This is a genomic window from uncultured Lutibacter sp., assembly GCF_947493565.1.
In the GTDB taxonomy this organism is placed as follows: Bacteria; Bacteroidota; Bacteroidia; order Flavobacteriales; family Flavobacteriaceae; genus Lutibacter; species Lutibacter aestuarii.
Genome location: NZ_CANLRG010000005.1, coordinates 133,579 through 148,900 on the forward strand (window position 1 = coordinate 133,579; position 15,322 = coordinate 148,900).

Here is a 15,322-nt window from a genome sequence, read left to right on the forward strand (position 1 = left end):
GTTTTAGTTCTTTTCAAATTGTTATTTTTGAAAATTATAAAATACTTGAATGAAATGGGATTGTTAAGAACTATAGCAATTATTATAATTGTATATTATGTGTTGAAGTTTATTAGTAAGTATATTTTGCCTTTATTTTTAAAAAAAATGGTTGATAATGTTCAAAAAAAATATACAGAACAACAAGAACAACAACAGCAAAATACGTATGAAGGTAAAGTAGGTGAAACTATAATTGCAAAAAAACCAGCCGAACCAAAAGAAAGTAACAAAAATGTAGGTGATTATGTAGATTATGAAGAAGTAAAAGATGATAAATAAATGAATTTTTCTATTAAAAAAACTGTTCCATACCTAATAGCATTCGTAATTTTTACGGTTGTTTCTGTAGCTTATTTCTCTCCTGTTTTAGAGGGAAAGAAAATTTTTCAAAATGATATAAAGCACTTTATTGGAATGGCTAAAGAAGTAAACGACTTTAGAGCCGAAAATAAAACAGAACCTTATTGGACAAATGCAGCATTTGGTGGAATGCCAACCTATAGTTTAAGTGCAAAATACCCCAATAATTATATCAAACAATTAGATAGTTTATTGCGATTTTTACCTAGACCTGCGGATTATTTATTTCTTTATTTTTTAAGTTTTTTCATTTTACTCACAGTTTTAAAAGTTGATTGGAAATTATCAATATTAGGTGCACTAGCCTTTGGTTTTTCAACGTATTATATTATTATTTTAGGAGTAGGTCATAATGCAAAAGCACATGCCATAGCTTATATGCCATTGGTTTTAGCAGGTATTTTAATGGTGCTGCAAAAAAAATATTTGTGGGGCTTTGTATTAACTGCCATTGCAATGGCATTAGAAATTAATGCAAGTCATCCGCAAATGACATATTACTTATTATTTACAGTTCTTATTTTAGGAATAATTTACTTAATTGATGCTTTTAAAGAAAAAGATTTAGCAACCTATTTTAAAGGTATTGGAATTTTAGTTGTTGCTGTAACCATTGCGGTTGGAGTTAATGCATCTAGTTTATTAGCTACAAAAGAATATGCTAAATATAGTACTCGAGGTAAAAGTGAATTAACTATAAATCTAGATGGATCTACAAAAGAAGCTGTTAATGGACTTTCTAAAGAATATATAACACAGTATAGTTATGGGATTTCCGAAACCTTTAATTTATTCATTCCGCGTTTTATGGGTGGAGGCAATTATGAAAATGTAGGTTTAGAATCTAATATTTATGAATTTTTAAAAGATAAAACTGATCCACGGCAAGCAAAACAATTTTCTGAGTTTGCACCTATGTATTGGGGGCAACAACCCATAGTAGAAGCACCTGCATACATTGGGGCTATTTTAATATTTTTATTTGTACTAGGAATTTTCTTAGTGAAAGGGAAATTGAAAAAATGGTTAGTTGGAGTGGTAATTTTTTCAATTTTACTTAGTTGGGGAAAGAATTTTGAGATATTGACTAACTTTTTTATTGATTATATTCCTTTATACAATAAGTTTAGAGCAGTTTCTTCTATACAAGTTATAACAGAATTAGCAATTCCATTATTAGGAATTTTAGCTTTAAAGGAATGGTTTTCCAATACTATTTCTTCGGAAAATAAATTGAATGCATTAAAAAAAGCATTTTATATAGCAGGAGGTTTTGCTTTAATTTTCACTTTATTTGGTTCAAGTTTATTTGCTTTTGAAGGGTTAAGAGATGCTAGTTACGATCAAATGTTACCTGGTTTATTGGATGCAATTATGGCAGATAGAAAAGCAGTTTTCTTTTCAGACAGCTTGAGAACCTTAATTTTAGTTACATTATCAGCTGGAATATTGTGGTTATATTTAAAAAATAAATTAAAATTAAATACAACAATAATTACTTTAACAGTTTTGATTTTGTTTGATTTAATAACTGTAGATAGACGCTATGTTAATAACGATGATTTTGAAGCAGCAAGTATAATTGAAAAGCCATTTGTAGCTTCTGAAATTGATAAAGAAATTTTAAAAGACACAAGCTATTACCGAGTGGCTAACTTTATGGTTGATCCAATGAACGATGGAAGTACATCCTATTTTCATAAATCTATAGGAGGTTATCATGCTGCTAAATTGGGTATTTATCAAGAACTGTTTGATTTTCAAATTGCTAAAAACAATATTGAAGTATTAAATATGTTGAATACCAAATATTTTATTTTTGAAGATGGTAGTCAGCGAGCAACAGTTCAGCAAAATATTCAAGCAAATGGAAACGCTTGGTTTGTAAATACTATAAAAGTTGTTGAAAATGTCAATGAAGAAATGATGGTCTTAGATAGTTTAAAAACGAAAAATGAGGCTGTACTTACTAAAAATCGTATTCCAAATAGTTTCAAAACCAATTATGAGATAGATTCTTTGGCAACTATTAAATTAATTTCATACAAAGCAAATGAGTTAATTTATCAAGTTTCATCAACTAAAAACCAGTTTGCTGTGTTTTCAGAAATTTATTATAAAGAGGGATGGAACGCCTATATTAATACTAAATTGCAACCTTATTATAGAGTAAATTATGTGCTACGTGGTATGGAAATTCCTAAAGGAAAACACACCATTACTTTTAAATTTGAGCCGTCTGTAATTAAAAAAGGAACAAGCATCTCATTAGTATCATATGCTTTACTTTTATTAATTCCTGTTGGATGGTTTTTTGTTCAAAAACGAAAAAAAGATGTATCATAAATTACCTGTAAAACGTTATAAATATACGCTTGATTTTTTACAAAGTGTATTACCAGCACCTGCAACAATTTTAGATTTAGGTGTACGAAATCCTTTTTCTGAGATTATGGAAAAAAATGGATATACCGTATTTAATACATTAGGCGAAGATTTAGATGAAGTACCAGAAATTGTAAAAAAATACAAGGTAGATGCTGTTACTGCTTTTGAAATTTTTGAGCACTTGCTGTCTCCTTATGAGGTGTTAAAATCAATTGAAACTAAAAAAATTATCGCAACAATACCGCTCAATTTATGGTTTGCAAAGGCATATAAAAGTTCAACCGATATGAGAGATAGACATTATCATGAGTTTGAAGACTGGCAGTTTGATTGGTTATTGGAAAAAACAGGTTGGGTTATTTATCAAAGGCAAAAATGGACAAGTCCTATTAACAAAATAGGAATACGACCAATTTTAAGAAAATTTACACCACGTTATTACGCTGTGTATGCAGAAAAAAAGTAACGATGCGTATAGGAATGATTTTAGACAAAACCTATCCACCTGATCCTAGGGTGGAGAATGAAGCTGTTTCATTAATTGAAAACGGTCATGAAGTTTTTTTGTTTTGTTTAAAATATGCAAATGAAAAAGGAGAAGAACTAATAAAAGGAATTCAAGTAAAAAGATATATTTCAAATAAGTTTATTTATAAATCTTCAGCTTTAGCTTATACCATCCCTGTATATTCTAAATTAATGTCTAATAAAATTCGTCATTTTTTAATTTCAAATAAAATAGATATTGTTCACATACACGATATTCAAATTGCGAAAGCAGCTTTTAAAGCAATAAAAAAAACAGGTTTAAAAACCATATTAGATTTACATGAAAATAGGCCTGAAATAATGAAGTTTTATCCTCATTTACAAAAATTTCCTGGGAGATATTTAATTGCAATAAAAAAGTGGAAACAAAAAGAAGAAGAGTTTATAAAAAAGGCAACTAAAGTTGTGGTTGTTACTGAAGAATCAAAACAGGAAATTATAAATAGAGTTGGGGTTCATTCAAATAAAATAGTAGTTGTACCAAATACGGTTCATCAATCGTATGTAAACAATGCAACTTTTAATCAAGAAATTATTGAAAAATATAGCACACAATTTACGTTATTGTATGTTGGTGATACCGGTTTAAGAAGAGGATTATCTACTGCTATTGAAAGTATGGATGTTTTAAAAGAGAAAATTCCAAATATTAAATTGGTAATCGTTGGAAGTAATTCTTCGGATGTGTTTTTAAAACAACAAGTAGCAGATTTAGAAATTCAAGATTATGTAGATTTTGAAGGGTGGAAAAATGAAAATTTGTTTCCTTCTTACATTAAAGCTAGTTCAATTTGTATATCTCCTTTGCATCGAAATTTACACCATGATACTACTTATGCTAATAAACTTTTTCAATATATGAGTTTTGGGAAACCGTTATTGGTTAGTGATGCTACGGCACAAAAAAATATAGTTGAAAAAGCAGCATCTGGATTAGTACATAAAGCAGAAGATATTGTAGATTTCACAGAAAAAGTATTGGAATTATATCATGTCAAAGTTTTGCAATCTAAATTGGGAGAAAATGGAAAATCTTTTATCGAAAATGAATTCTATTGGGAGAAAACTTCGAAAGATTTAATTGAGTTATATGCTAATTTAAATCTATGAAAAAAGTCTTAATTATAACATATTATTGGCCGCCAGCAGGTGGGTCTGGCGTACAACGCTGGTTAAAGTTTGTAAAATATTTTCGAGATTTTAACATTGAACCTATAGTATATACAATAGCCAATCCAAACTACCCAATTATTGATGATACACTAATAAACGAAATACCAAAAGATATTGAAATTTTAAGAAAACCGATTTGGGAACCTAATAATTTTCTTTCTTATTTTGGCAAAAAGAAAACGGAGAGTTCTGGATTTTTAAATCCTAATCCTTCTTTTATTGGTAAAATAATACAATATATTAGAGCCAATTTTTTTGTTCCTGATGCTAGAGTATTTTGGGTCAATCCATCTGTAAAATATCTAAAAAAATACCTTTCAAAAAATAAAGTTGAAGTTATAATTACTACAGGTCCTCCGCATAGTTTGCATTTAATTGGACTAAAATTAAAGCAACAATTAAAAGTTAAGTGGATTGCAGATTTTAGAGATCCTTGGACAGAAATAGACTATTTTCATCAATTACCATTTTCAAATCGAATACTAAAAAAACATCATAAGTTGGAAGAAGAAGTTTTAAAAACTGCCGATAATGTGATGGTTGTTGGTAATACAATGAAAGATAATTATAGGAAGTTTATTAAAAATATAAGTGTTATTACTAATGGATTTGATGATGAATTTACCAATAAAAATAACGAAGTTCAATTAGATTCAAAATTTAGTATTACTCATGTAGGTTTATTAAATGCTGATAGAAATTCAAAAACATTGTGGAAAGTTTTATCCGAGATATGTAGGGAGAATGTACAATTTAAAAAAGATTTAGAAGTTAAATTAATTGGAAAAGTTGATATTTCTGTAACACAAAAAATATTAGAATTTGGGCTCACCAAAAAAGTAAATATAATTAATTATATTACCCATAATGAGGTAGTTCAATTTCAAAAAAAAGCCCAAGTATTATTGTTATTAGTAAATAATGTACCTAGTGCAAAAGGCATTTTAACAGGTAAAATTTTTGAATATTTAAATGCCAAAAGACCTGTTTTAGCTGTTGCTCCATTGGATGGAGATTTAGCTGAAATTTTAAAAAGCACCCAAGCAGGTTTTGTAGTTGATTTTGAAGATGAAATAGGATTAAAAAATCAACTTTTAAAATTATATAAAGAATTTAAAAAAGGAAGTTTAAAAATACATTCAAAAAATATTGAACAATTTCATAGACGAGAACTCACAAAAAAAGTATCAGAACTAATAGAACAAATTACAGAATGAAAAAAATTGTAACCATTTTAGGTGCGCGTCCTCAATTTGTAAAAGCTGCTGTATTGAGTAGAGTGATTTCAAACCACAAAGAACTTGAAGAAATTATTGTTCATACAGGGCAACATTATGATGTAAATATGAGCGACATTTTTTTTGAAGAAATGGAAATTCCTAAACCAGCCTATAATTTGGCAATTAATGGTTTAAGTCATGGTGCTATGACCGGTCAAATGTTAATAAAAATTGAAGAGGTTTTAGAGTTCGAAAAACCAGATATAGTAGTGGTTTATGGGGATACAAATTCAACTTTAGCTGGGGCATTGTCTGCCAAAAAACTACACATTAAAGTTGTTCATATTGAAGCAGGTTTACGATCTTTTAATATGACTATGCCTGAAGAAATAAACCGTATTTTAACCGATAGAATTTCTGATTTATTAGTATGTCCAACTGAAACCGCAGTAAGTAATTTAGTAAACGAAGGTTTTTCAAATATGCCTTCAAAAATTGTGAAAAGTGGAGATATAATGAAAGATGCTGTTGAGTATTATAGTAAATTTTCGAAAGAAAAATCAACGATAATTTCCAATTTAAATCTAACACCAAATAACTTTGTTTTAGCTACAATTCATCGCCAAGAAAATACAGATGATTTGGAAAGTTTAAAAGCTATTTTTAAAGGGCTAGAAAAAATTAGCAAAATAAAACAAGTTGTATTACCATTACACCCTAGAACAAAAGCTATTTTAGAAGAAAATAAGTTAGTATTTGATATTAAAATAATTGAACCTGTGGGGTATTTTGATATGTTAGAGTTATTAAAAAATTGTAATTTAGTTATTACTGATAGTGGGGGACTTCAAAAAGAAGCCTATTTTAATAAAAAGCATTGTATTATTGCTCGTTATGAAACTGAGTGGATTGAGCTTGTAGAAAATAAATTTGCTGTAATTGTTGGGAATAACCCTCAAAAAATGGAAGATGCTTTCAAAAATTTTCAAAAGTCAACAGCTCATTTTAATTTAGATTTATATGGAACAAATGTAGGTGAAAGCATTTATCAAGAAATTTTAAATATTATATAATGGGAATTGTTTTAAAACAATCATTTATTAATACAATAATTCTATTTTTAGGTTTTGCTATTGGTGGAGTAAATGTATTGTTTTTGTTTACCCATTTTTTACATGAAGATTATTTTGGCTTAATCACTTTTTTGCTTTCTGCTGCAAACATATTACTTCCTTTATTGGTTTTTGGAATGCAGCATACCGTTATTAAATACTATTCATCCTATAAAACTCAAAAAGAAAAAGATGGTTTTTTAATTTCAACACTACTTATTCCGTTGTTAGTAATAATTCCAGTAGGTTTGATTGGAACTTATTTATATGAAACTATTGCAAATTGGTTATCATCAGAAAATATACTAATAAAAAAATACACCTATTTAATATTTATTGTTGCTATTTTAATGGGGTATTTTGAAGTTTTTTATGCTTGGACCAAAGTTCAATTCAATTCTGTTTTTGGAAATTTTATTAAAGAGATATTTGTACGTATTTGCACTACATTTTTATTGTTTGCAGTATATTTTGAATGGATTACAAACGAGCAATTTATTTATGCAATAGTAGTAGTATATGCTGTAAGAACTTTACTAATGAAATTATATGCATATATTGTTTATAAGCCTCAAATAATATTTAAAATACCTTCAAATATTAAAGAAATTTTATCATTTTCATTGTATATAGTTGTTGCTGGTTCTGCAGCTGGGATATTGTTGGAAATAGATAAATTCATGATTCCAAAACTGGAACAAATTGCCGAAGTAGCTTATTATTCTGTGGGTATATATATTGCAAGTGTAATAGCAATTCCTACACGAGCTATGCAGCAAATCACCACTTCAATTATTGCTAAAAAGATGAATGAAAATAAGCTGTTTGAAGTAGGTAAATTGTATAAACAAACCTCCATAAATTTATTGGTAATAGGAGGGTTACTTTTTTTGTTAATTAATTTAAATGTAGAAGATTTATATTTACTTATTAATAAACCTGAGTTTACAAAGGGTATCTCTATTGTATTAATAATTTCTTTAGCTAAATTAATGGAATTAGCCTTTGGAACGGGAAATGCAATTTTAGTAAATTCTAAATATTACAAAATATTTTTTTATTTGTCACTAGCAATGGCTATTACTGTTGTTGTTTTAAATAACTGGCTAATTCAATTAATTGGTATAAAAGGTGCTGCACTTTCAAGTTTAATTGTGGTAGTGTTATATACAATAATAAAAATAGGCTACATTAATTTAAAGTTTAACATTAAACCATTTAGTTTACAAACAGTGAAGTTACTTTGTTTAATAAGTTGTATTTTTATACTTTTTTATTTTTGGAATTTCTCTTTTCACCCACTTTTAAATATATTTTTAAAAGTAATATTAATTACTATTTTGTATGTTTTTTTAATTAAAAAGATGAACATTTCAGAAGATATCAATATGCTTTTTAAAACATATTTTTAATAAAAAATAAAAAACCATCAGAATTTAAGTTTGATGGTTTTAATTATTAAAATTAAGAAAAATCTTAACTTTCAGCAGTATTGTTATAAGAATTAATTTCTAATACAAATTTAAGCTAATCTTTCATATAAGATTGTAATAAAAGTCACAGGAAAGACTCATTATAAATTAATATATTCGCAAAATTATATTTAAAAAGATGGATTATTTTTTACATGTATTTTATGGGGTTTTAATGGCTTATATTGGTTTAATTTCACCAGGAATGTTAAATATGACGGCCTTGAAAATAAGCTTATCTACAAATAAAAAAGAAAGTATCAAATTTGCTTTAGGAGCTTCTTTAGTAGTATTTTTTCAAGCTGGAATTGCATTGTTTTTTGCTGATTATTTTGTGAAAAACCCTAAAATAATTGAAGTATTAAAAGTTATTGGAGTTTTTGTTTTTTTTATACTTTCTGTCCTTTTTTTTATACTATCTCGAAAGGTATTGAATGCGAAAACGACCAAAGGTGCTAGAAATTATTTTTTAAAAGGTATTGCTATGTCAGTTGTTAATATGTTGGCTGTGCCATTTTATTTAGGAATAAGTATTTATTTAGCATCAATTAATAAAATAATAATTGAGCAACCATTTATCATATTATTTGTTTTTGGGTCAGCTTTAGGCTCTTATTTATTGTTTTACACCTATATTATTTTGGCGGATGTAATTAATAATAAAATAGCATTTATAGCTAGAAATATTAATTTAATATTAAGTATTTTATTTTTGATTTTAGGAATTTTAACATTGTTTAAGTTACTTCGCTAAAAATATTTTTATATTTACAAAAATTAATATTATTTAAAATATGATTGAAGCTATAGAGCACAATTTACGTAGAGGTCTTAATCTTTTAACGTGTATTTCTGATGAAGAATATAGTAATACGTCAATTGCTCCATATCATTCAAGCATTGGTGGTCATATGCGTCATATATTGGATGTTTTTGATTGTATATTTGAAGGAATTGAATCTAAAAACATCAATTTAATTCAACGAAAAAGAAATCCATTAGCTGAAAATTATACCAAACATGGAGTTGATTATTTTAATTCAACTATAAAAAAACTTCATAAATTAAAAGAGGTAGATTTTAATTCAATGGTTTCTGTAACTGATGATTTAGGTCTTGGAGTTATAGCTACCAATTATACCTTAAGTGCCATATTAATACAAGCACACAGTCATGCAATTCATCATTTTGCCAGTGTTGGCTATGTAATTTCACAATTAGGAATTGAATTGCCTGATGAAGATTTTGGATTTAATCCAACAACACCTAAATCCAAGGTAAATTAAGAATTGTTAAGTTTTTTAATTTGTTTTAAATATTTTTTATACCTAAAATATAAGTTTATAAAATAGCTTAAGTTAGTAAACTCTCCGTTCCCTGTTTTTTTATTTTGAAGACTGATTTGATATAAAATTTTCCAATGGTTTTTTATAGATTTTAGAGCTTTTAAGTAGGTTCCTTTGGAAGCATCATAAATATGAGTAGGCTCAGATATAATACCGTTAAGTTCTAAAACTTTAAAATTTTTACCTTCTACTAATTCTTCAAAAGTTGTATATTTTACATCAATTCTTCCATAATTCCAACCATCTATTTGGGTGTTTAAAGTATTTAAAAATGTAGTTAACTTTTCATTAATTAAATGGTTACCATTTATAAATTGAGTTCCTTTTGAATGATTTCCAATGATATTCAAAATTAATGCCTCATTGTTTTTTGGAATATATGAAAGTCTTTCTTTGTTAATTTCAGAAATCAATTTTGAATAAATTCGAGCCCTAGAATCTAGGCTAATTAATTGACTCAAATTGTTAATACCATCTCCAATTATAGTTAAATATTTTTTTAATGTGATAGAAGATATTTTTCCTTTTTGTTGGTTTGGAAATCTATAGAAAAAAATACCACATTCATTAGGTAAATTAATGTACTCTTGAAGTAATAAATTTATAGAGTTGTATTTGTTTACATATTTTATAAGTTCAATTTCAGAATTGAGTTTTTTTACTAGCAATCCTCTAAAACCAATATCTGGTTTAATTATTAAAGGGAATGTAAGTTGTTGTTCATTTATTTTTAAAGAAACAGCATCAAAACTTTCACCTTTAGCTATGTAAATTGTTTTAGGACAATATTTTTTTGGAATTAATTGAAGAGTTTTAAATTTTGATTCTAAACCATTACCAGCTCCTTCAATTGATGGATTTACAGCAGAAAAAAAACCAAAACTTTTTGCTTTTAAAGCCAAATAAAAAGCATAAGGTAGAATCGGAATGTAAAACATATAGGATGGCCAATATTCCCATTTAGTAATTTTATGTAACGTTGTATTCACTTTTATTTTTTGTTAAAAAGTGCATTTAAAATAATTTGGATACCCAAAAAGCCTAAGACAACAGCTAAAATTGCTAAAAGAATACCAATAATTAACCATAAATAGTTATTTTGTTGTTTTATAGCTTTATAACCAATGGTAATTAGTATAGGTGCCAAAAACAATAGCGGTAGAGCCGCTAATTCATATTTTAGTCCTCTAAAAAGTTCTTTTTTATCTGTTGCCATTCGTAAATTTTTCAATTGTTTTTTTACACTTTTATATGTTGAAAGTACTCCCTGAATTACAAGTAATGCATGCGGTTAATATAATGTTCATTACATTTTTTTAAGTCACTATTTACATGATAAAACTCATAAAGCCAAAAATAATAAAATGTTGGTTATATTTTAAAAAAGGTAGTTTTTTTGTGACTTAATTTAATGTAAAGTGTCATAATTATAAATAGTTGTAAGGTTTAGTATAATTAGTTGGTAAAAAAAGAGCGAAAACATATGTTTTCGCTCTTTTGATTTTTAAATTGTTTAAGGCTTAATCAATAGATTTAATTATTTGGTTAAATGTTGTGCTAGGTCTCATTGCATTTTTTGTCAAATCTTCATTAGGTTCATAATAACCTCCTAGGTCAACGGGTTTTCCTTGAGCACCGTTAAGTTCGTTAAGAATTGTTTGTTCATTTTCTTTTAAAGCCAGTGCAATTTTAGTGAATTTATCTTTTAATTCGATGTCTTTGTTTTGTTTAGAAAGTGCTTCGGCCCAATACAAAGCTAAATAATAATGACTTCCTCTATTGTCTAATTCACCAACTTTACGAGAAGGAGATTTTTTATTATCTAAAAACATATCAGTTGCATCATCTAGCGTTTCAGCTAAAATTAGTGCTTTAGAGTTGTTGTTAGTTTCTCCTAAATGTTCTAAAGATACTGCTAGAGCTAAAAACTCACCTAAAGAGTCCCAACGTAAATGTCCTTCTTCATTAAATTGTTGTACATGTTTTGGAGCGGAACCTCCAGCGCCAGTTTCAAATAATCCTCCACCATTCATAAGAGGAACAATAGATAGCATTTTTGCACTTGTACCCAATTCTAAAATAGGAAATAAATCAGTTAAAAAGTCGCGTAAAACATTTCCTGTAACTGAAATAGTATCTAAACCATCTTTTAATCTTTTTAAGGTATAAAGGGTAGCATTTTTAGGAGACATAATTTGGATATCTAAACCTTTGGTATCAAGTTTTGGAAGGTATAAATTTATCTTTTTAATAATTTCTGCATCATGTGCTCTGTTTTCATCTAACCAAAATATTGCTGGAGTTTGGCTCGACTTAGCTCTTTTAACAGCTAATTTAATCCAGTCTTGAATTGGTGCATCTTTTACCTGACACATTCTCCAAATATCTCCGGTTTCTACATTGTGTTCAATTAAAATATGGTTAGATTCATCTATAACTTGGACTACTCCGTTAGCAGTAATTTCGAACGTTTTATCGTGAGAACCATATTCTTCTGCTTTTTGTGCCATTAATCCAACATTAGGTACAGTACCCATTGTGGTTGGGTCAAAAGCTCCATGTTCTTTACAAAAATTAATAGTTGCTTGGTAGATACTTGCATAGCTACTATCAGGTATAACAGCTTTAGTATCTTGAAGTTTTCCTTCGGCGTTCCACATTTGACCAGAAGTACGTATCATTGCAGGCATTGAAGCATCAATTATCACATCACTTGGCACATGTAGGTTAGTAATTCCTTTGTCAGAATTTACCATTGCAAGTGAAGGACCATTTTTAAAACAAGTCTTTATATCTGTTTCAATTTCAGTTTTTAGATCCTCAGGAAGTGTTTTTATTTTAGAGATTAAATCTCCAAAGCCGTTGTTTTCTTCAACACCAATTTTTTCTAGTACCTCATGATGTTTATTAAACACTTCTTTAAAAAATACTTTTACTGCATGTCCAAAAATAATTGGATCAGAAACCTTCATCATAGTAGCTTTCATGTGTAGAGAAAATAAGATATTTTTCTCTTTAGCATCTTTAATTTGAGCTTCAAGAAAATTAATTAATGCTTTTTTGTTCATTACTGTTGCATCAATTATTTCTCCTTCTAACAATGAAGTTTTTTGTTTTAAAACAGTAGTGTTTCCGTTATTATCTTTAAAAACTATTTTTACATCCCCAGCTTTTGAAATGGTCACAGATTTTTCATTGGAGTAAAAATCACCACCATTCATTGAAGCTACATGAGTTTTAGAGTTTGGAGACCAAGAACCCATAGAGTGTGGGTTCTTTTTCGCATAATTTTTAACAGCTTTTGGAGCTCTACGATCTGAATTTCCTTCTCTTAACACAGGGTTTACAGCAGACCCTTTTACTTTGTTATATTTTTGTTGAATTTCTTTTTCTTTATCTGTACTTACTTCTTCAGGATAATTAGGAATGTTATATCCTAAATTTTGCAACTCTTTTATAGCGGCTTTTAGTTGTGGAACTGAAGCAGAAATGTTGGGTAATTTAATAATATTTGCTTCTGGTTTTTTTGCCAATTCTCCCAATTCAGTTAATGCGTCAGAAACTTGTTGTTCAGGGTTTAAATATTCAGGAAATAAAGCTAAAATTCGATGTGCTAAAGAAATATCTTTTACCTCTATTGCAATGTCAGAAGTTTTTGTAAAAGCTTCAACTATAGGTAAAAATGAATAGGTAGCTAGAGCAGGAGCTTCATCAGTTTTTGTGTAAATAATTTTTGCGGTTTTACTCATCATTTTTTAATATTTTAAGTTTATAAATTGAATTTAAATTCAATTTATAACTGTACTAATTATTTTTAATTTGAAGTAGTGCAAATGTAGTAAATATAGATATAAAAACACCTATCGAAAACGTTATAAATATGGTATTTTTTTAGTTTTTTGATAAAAATAAATATAGAAAATTATGGGAATTATAATTGATAAAAACAAAAGCCATAATATTGATTTCTCATTATTATGGCCTTTTGCTGAAACATTTAACTTAATAAGTCTAAAGTTAACTTGTTAAAACTGATTTGTTGTTTTTCTTGTTAAAGAATCACACAATTTTAAAGTCTTTCAATAGCTTGTTGCTTTCTTACGAAACAACTTCTTATTAGCTTAAGTATTTCGTTTAAAACAAGTCTAAAGCTTTGTTGTAATTTCTAAAAATTACTCGCTTTAAAACACTATTTTAAAAATGCTTTTAAAACCATGTTTCCATCTATTCATGCTAAATACTTGGGCACATTACTCTTTTAAAGTTGGTTTTAAAAACGATGTTCAAGAACATTAAGAATATTACTTTAAAATGTTTTACAGTATTAAAATTTGCATTTCAACAATGTAAATTAACATTTCTCCGTTAATTCTTTTGTAAAATAAATAGGTAAAATTCTAATTTCCAAATTTATAATGGGTTTTATATCAACAAGTTGTAAACTGTAGTTATTAACAAATGTTAATAACTGAAAAAGCCCAATTTTCAATTGAAAATTGGGCTTAAATTTTGTTGTAGAAAGTAGATCTTAACGTCTTCTTTCTTGGATTCTAGCTTTTTTACCAGTTAAACCTCTAAAGTAGAAAATACGAGCTCTACGTACTCTACCGTGTTTGTTAACTTCAATTTTTTGAATTGCTGGTAAATTAACAGGGAAAATACGCTCTACACCAACGGTTCCAGACATTTTTCTAATGGTAAATGTCTCTGAAGCTCCAGTTCCTCTTCTTTGAATAACTGTACCTCTAAAGAACTGTGTACGTGTTTTTTCTCCTTCTCTAATTTCGTAGTATACAGTAATAGTATCTCCTGCTTGAAATTGAGGAAATTCTTTTTTTGCTACAAATTCGTCTTGTACAAATTTTACTAAACTTTCCATTTTAAAATTTAATTAATGGTTTTTCATAAATCAACATTCACGAGTATCGTCAGAGGTTAATTTTGAGAGTGCAAATTTAGTAAAAAAGATTAGTCTTCCAATAAATCGGGTCTAATTTTTTTTGTATGTTCAAATGCTTTCTCATTTCTCCACTCTTCAATTTTAGGAAAATTGCCTGATAATAAGATATCGGGGACTTTAAGTCCTTTATATTCAGAGGGTCTAGTATATACTGGAGGCGATAATAGATTGTCTTGAAAAGAATCTGTAAGAGCAGAAGTTTCATCTCCTAAAACTCCTGGGATTAATCTTATAATTGTATCACATAAAACTGCAGCACCTAACTCTCCTCCGCTAAGTACATAATCTCCTATAGATATTTCTTTGGTTATAAATAAATCTCTAACTCTTTGATCTACTCCTTTGTAATGTCCACAAAGTATAATGATATTTTCTTGTAAAGAAAGTGTATTGGCAGTTTGCTGATTTAAAGTTGGCGCATCTGGAGTCATATAAATGATTTCATCATATGTTCTTTCTGATGTTAATTTTGAAATGCATTTATCAATAGGTTCAATCATTAAAACCATACCAGCTCCGCCGCCAAATTGATAATCATCTATTTTACCATATTCGTTTAAAGCATAAGTTCTTAAATCATGAAAGTGGACTTCAACTAAGTTTTTATCAATGGCACGTTTGATTATTGAAAATTCAAACGGACTTTTAATCAATTCAGGTGAAACAGTAATAATATCTATTCGCATTTTGCAAATATACT

At 27.9% G+C, this 15,322-nt stretch carries 14 protein-coding genes; 9 read left to right on the forward strand and 5 right to left on the reverse strand.

The window, feature by feature from the left end:
• Positions 1-27 precede the first annotated feature (27 nt).
• From Q0714_RS07655 to Q0714_RS07695, 9 genes are all read left to right on the forward strand, one after another.
• Positions 28-321: a DUF4834 family protein gene (locus Q0714_RS07655; RefSeq protein ID WP_298263973.1), complete on the forward strand. Its 294-nt coding sequence runs from the start codon at positions 28-30 to the stop codon at positions 319-321.
• Positions 322-2,748, forward strand: coding sequence for a YfhO family protein (locus Q0714_RS07660; RefSeq protein ID WP_298263974.1), 2,427 nt, complete (start codon positions 322-324; stop codon positions 2,746-2,748). It abuts the gene before it with no gap.
• Entirely contained in the window at positions 2,738-3,256 is a 519-nt protein-coding gene (locus Q0714_RS07665; protein WP_298263975.1) for a methyltransferase, read from the forward strand. Before Q0714_RS07660 ends, Q0714_RS07665 begins: the two co-directional genes overlap by 11 nt.
• A gap of 2 nt (positions 3,257-3,258) precedes the next feature.
• Complete coding sequence (locus tag Q0714_RS07670) at positions 3,259-4,449, forward strand: glycosyltransferase family 4 protein (protein WP_298263976.1); 1,191 nt, start codon at positions 3,259-3,261, stop codon at positions 4,447-4,449.
• A complete protein-coding gene (locus Q0714_RS07675; protein WP_298263977.1) occupies positions 4,446-5,729 on the forward strand; it encodes a glycosyltransferase family 4 protein in 1,284 nt (427 codons plus the stop codon). Before Q0714_RS07670 ends, Q0714_RS07675 begins: the two co-directional genes overlap by 4 nt.
• Entirely contained in the window at positions 5,726-6,805 is a 1,080-nt protein-coding gene (wecB, locus tag Q0714_RS07680; protein ID WP_298263978.1) for a non-hydrolyzing UDP-N-acetylglucosamine 2-epimerase, read from the forward strand. The genes Q0714_RS07675 and wecB overlap by 4 nt, the downstream gene beginning before the upstream one ends.
• Positions 6,805-8,256 carry a lipopolysaccharide biosynthesis protein gene (locus tag Q0714_RS07685; protein WP_298263980.1) on the forward strand — a complete coding sequence of 484 codons (1,452 nt, stop codon included), beginning with the start codon at positions 6,805-6,807 and terminating at the stop codon, positions 8,254-8,256. Before wecB ends, Q0714_RS07685 begins: the two co-directional genes overlap by 1 nt.
• 199 nt (positions 8,257-8,455) lie before the next feature.
• A complete protein-coding gene (locus Q0714_RS07690; protein ID WP_298263982.1) occupies positions 8,456-9,070 on the forward strand; it encodes a LysE family transporter in 615 nt (204 codons plus the stop codon).
• A 40-nt stretch (positions 9,071-9,110) separates the two neighbouring features.
• Positions 9,111-9,602 (forward strand): DinB family protein, encoded by a 492-nt coding sequence (locus Q0714_RS07695; protein WP_298263983.1) that lies wholly within the window; start codon positions 9,111-9,113, stop codon positions 9,600-9,602.
• Here the strand turns inward: Q0714_RS07695 and Q0714_RS07700 are convergent.
• From Q0714_RS07700 to trmD, 5 genes are all read right to left on the reverse strand, one after another.
• Positions 9,599-10,651 (reverse strand): D-alanine--D-alanine ligase, encoded by a 1,053-nt coding sequence (locus Q0714_RS07700; RefSeq protein ID WP_298263985.1) that lies wholly within the window; start codon positions 10,649-10,651, stop codon positions 9,599-9,601. The genes Q0714_RS07695 and Q0714_RS07700 overlap by 4 nt on opposite strands.
• Before the next feature lie 2 nt (positions 10,652-10,653).
• On the reverse strand, positions 10,654-10,878 hold the full coding sequence (locus Q0714_RS07705; RefSeq protein ID WP_298263986.1) for a DUF6095 family protein: 225 nt from the start codon (positions 10,876-10,878) through the stop codon (positions 10,654-10,656).
• Positions 10,879-11,182: 304 nt separating this feature from the next.
• On the reverse strand, positions 11,183-13,411 hold the full coding sequence (locus Q0714_RS07710; RefSeq protein WP_298264222.1) for an NADP-dependent isocitrate dehydrogenase: 2,229 nt from the start codon (positions 13,409-13,411) through the stop codon (positions 11,183-11,185).
• 779 nt (positions 13,412-14,190) lie between these two features.
• Positions 14,191-14,541 (reverse strand): 50S ribosomal protein L19, encoded by a 351-nt coding sequence (rplS, locus tag Q0714_RS07715; protein WP_298263987.1) that lies wholly within the window; start codon positions 14,539-14,541, stop codon positions 14,191-14,193.
• Positions 14,542-14,630: 89 nt separating this feature from the next.
• Positions 14,631-15,308 carry a tRNA (guanosine(37)-N1)-methyltransferase TrmD gene (gene trmD, locus Q0714_RS07720; RefSeq protein WP_298263988.1) on the reverse strand — a complete coding sequence of 226 codons (678 nt, stop codon included), beginning with the start codon at positions 15,306-15,308 and terminating at the stop codon, positions 14,631-14,633.
• Positions 15,309-15,322 lie beyond the last annotated feature (14 nt).

Bases quoted from the DNA above. Each gene is read 5' to 3' on its own strand.
- Q0714_RS07660 (WP_298263974.1), top strand. From the start codon at position 322: ATGAATTTTTCTATTAAAAAAACTGTTCCATACCTAATAGCATTCGTA.
- Q0714_RS07665 (WP_298263975.1), top strand. From the start codon at position 2,738: ATGTATCATAAATTACCTGTAAAACGTTATAAATATACGCTTGATTTT.
- Q0714_RS07670 (WP_298263976.1), top strand. From the start codon at position 3,259: ATGCGTATAGGAATGATTTTAGACAAAACCTATCCACCTGATCCTAGG.
- Q0714_RS07675 (WP_298263977.1), top strand. From the start codon at position 4,446: ATGAAAAAAGTCTTAATTATAACATATTATTGGCCGCCAGCAGGTGGG.
- wecB (WP_298263978.1), top strand. From the start codon at position 5,726: ATGAAAAAAATTGTAACCATTTTAGGTGCGCGTCCTCAATTTGTAAAA.
- Q0714_RS07685 (WP_298263980.1), top strand. From the start codon at position 6,805: ATGGGAATTGTTTTAAAACAATCATTTATTAATACAATAATTCTATTT.
- Q0714_RS07690 (WP_298263982.1), top strand. From the start codon at position 8,456: ATGGATTATTTTTTACATGTATTTTATGGGGTTTTAATGGCTTATATT.
- Q0714_RS07695 (WP_298263983.1), top strand. From the start codon at position 9,111: ATGATTGAAGCTATAGAGCACAATTTACGTAGAGGTCTTAATCTTTTA.
- Q0714_RS07705 (WP_298263986.1), bottom strand. From the start codon at position 10,878: ATGGCAACAGATAAAAAAGAACTTTTTAGAGGACTAAAATATGAATTA.
- Q0714_RS07710 (WP_298264222.1), bottom strand. From the start codon at position 13,411: ATGAGTAAAACCGCAAAAATTATTTACACAAAAACTGATGAAGCTCCT.
- rplS (WP_298263987.1), bottom strand. From the start codon at position 14,541: ATGGAAAGTTTAGTAAAATTTGTACAAGACGAATTTGTAGCAAAAAAA.
- trmD (WP_298263988.1), bottom strand. From the start codon at position 15,308: ATGCGAATAGATATTATTACTGTTTCACCTGAATTGATTAAAAGTCCG.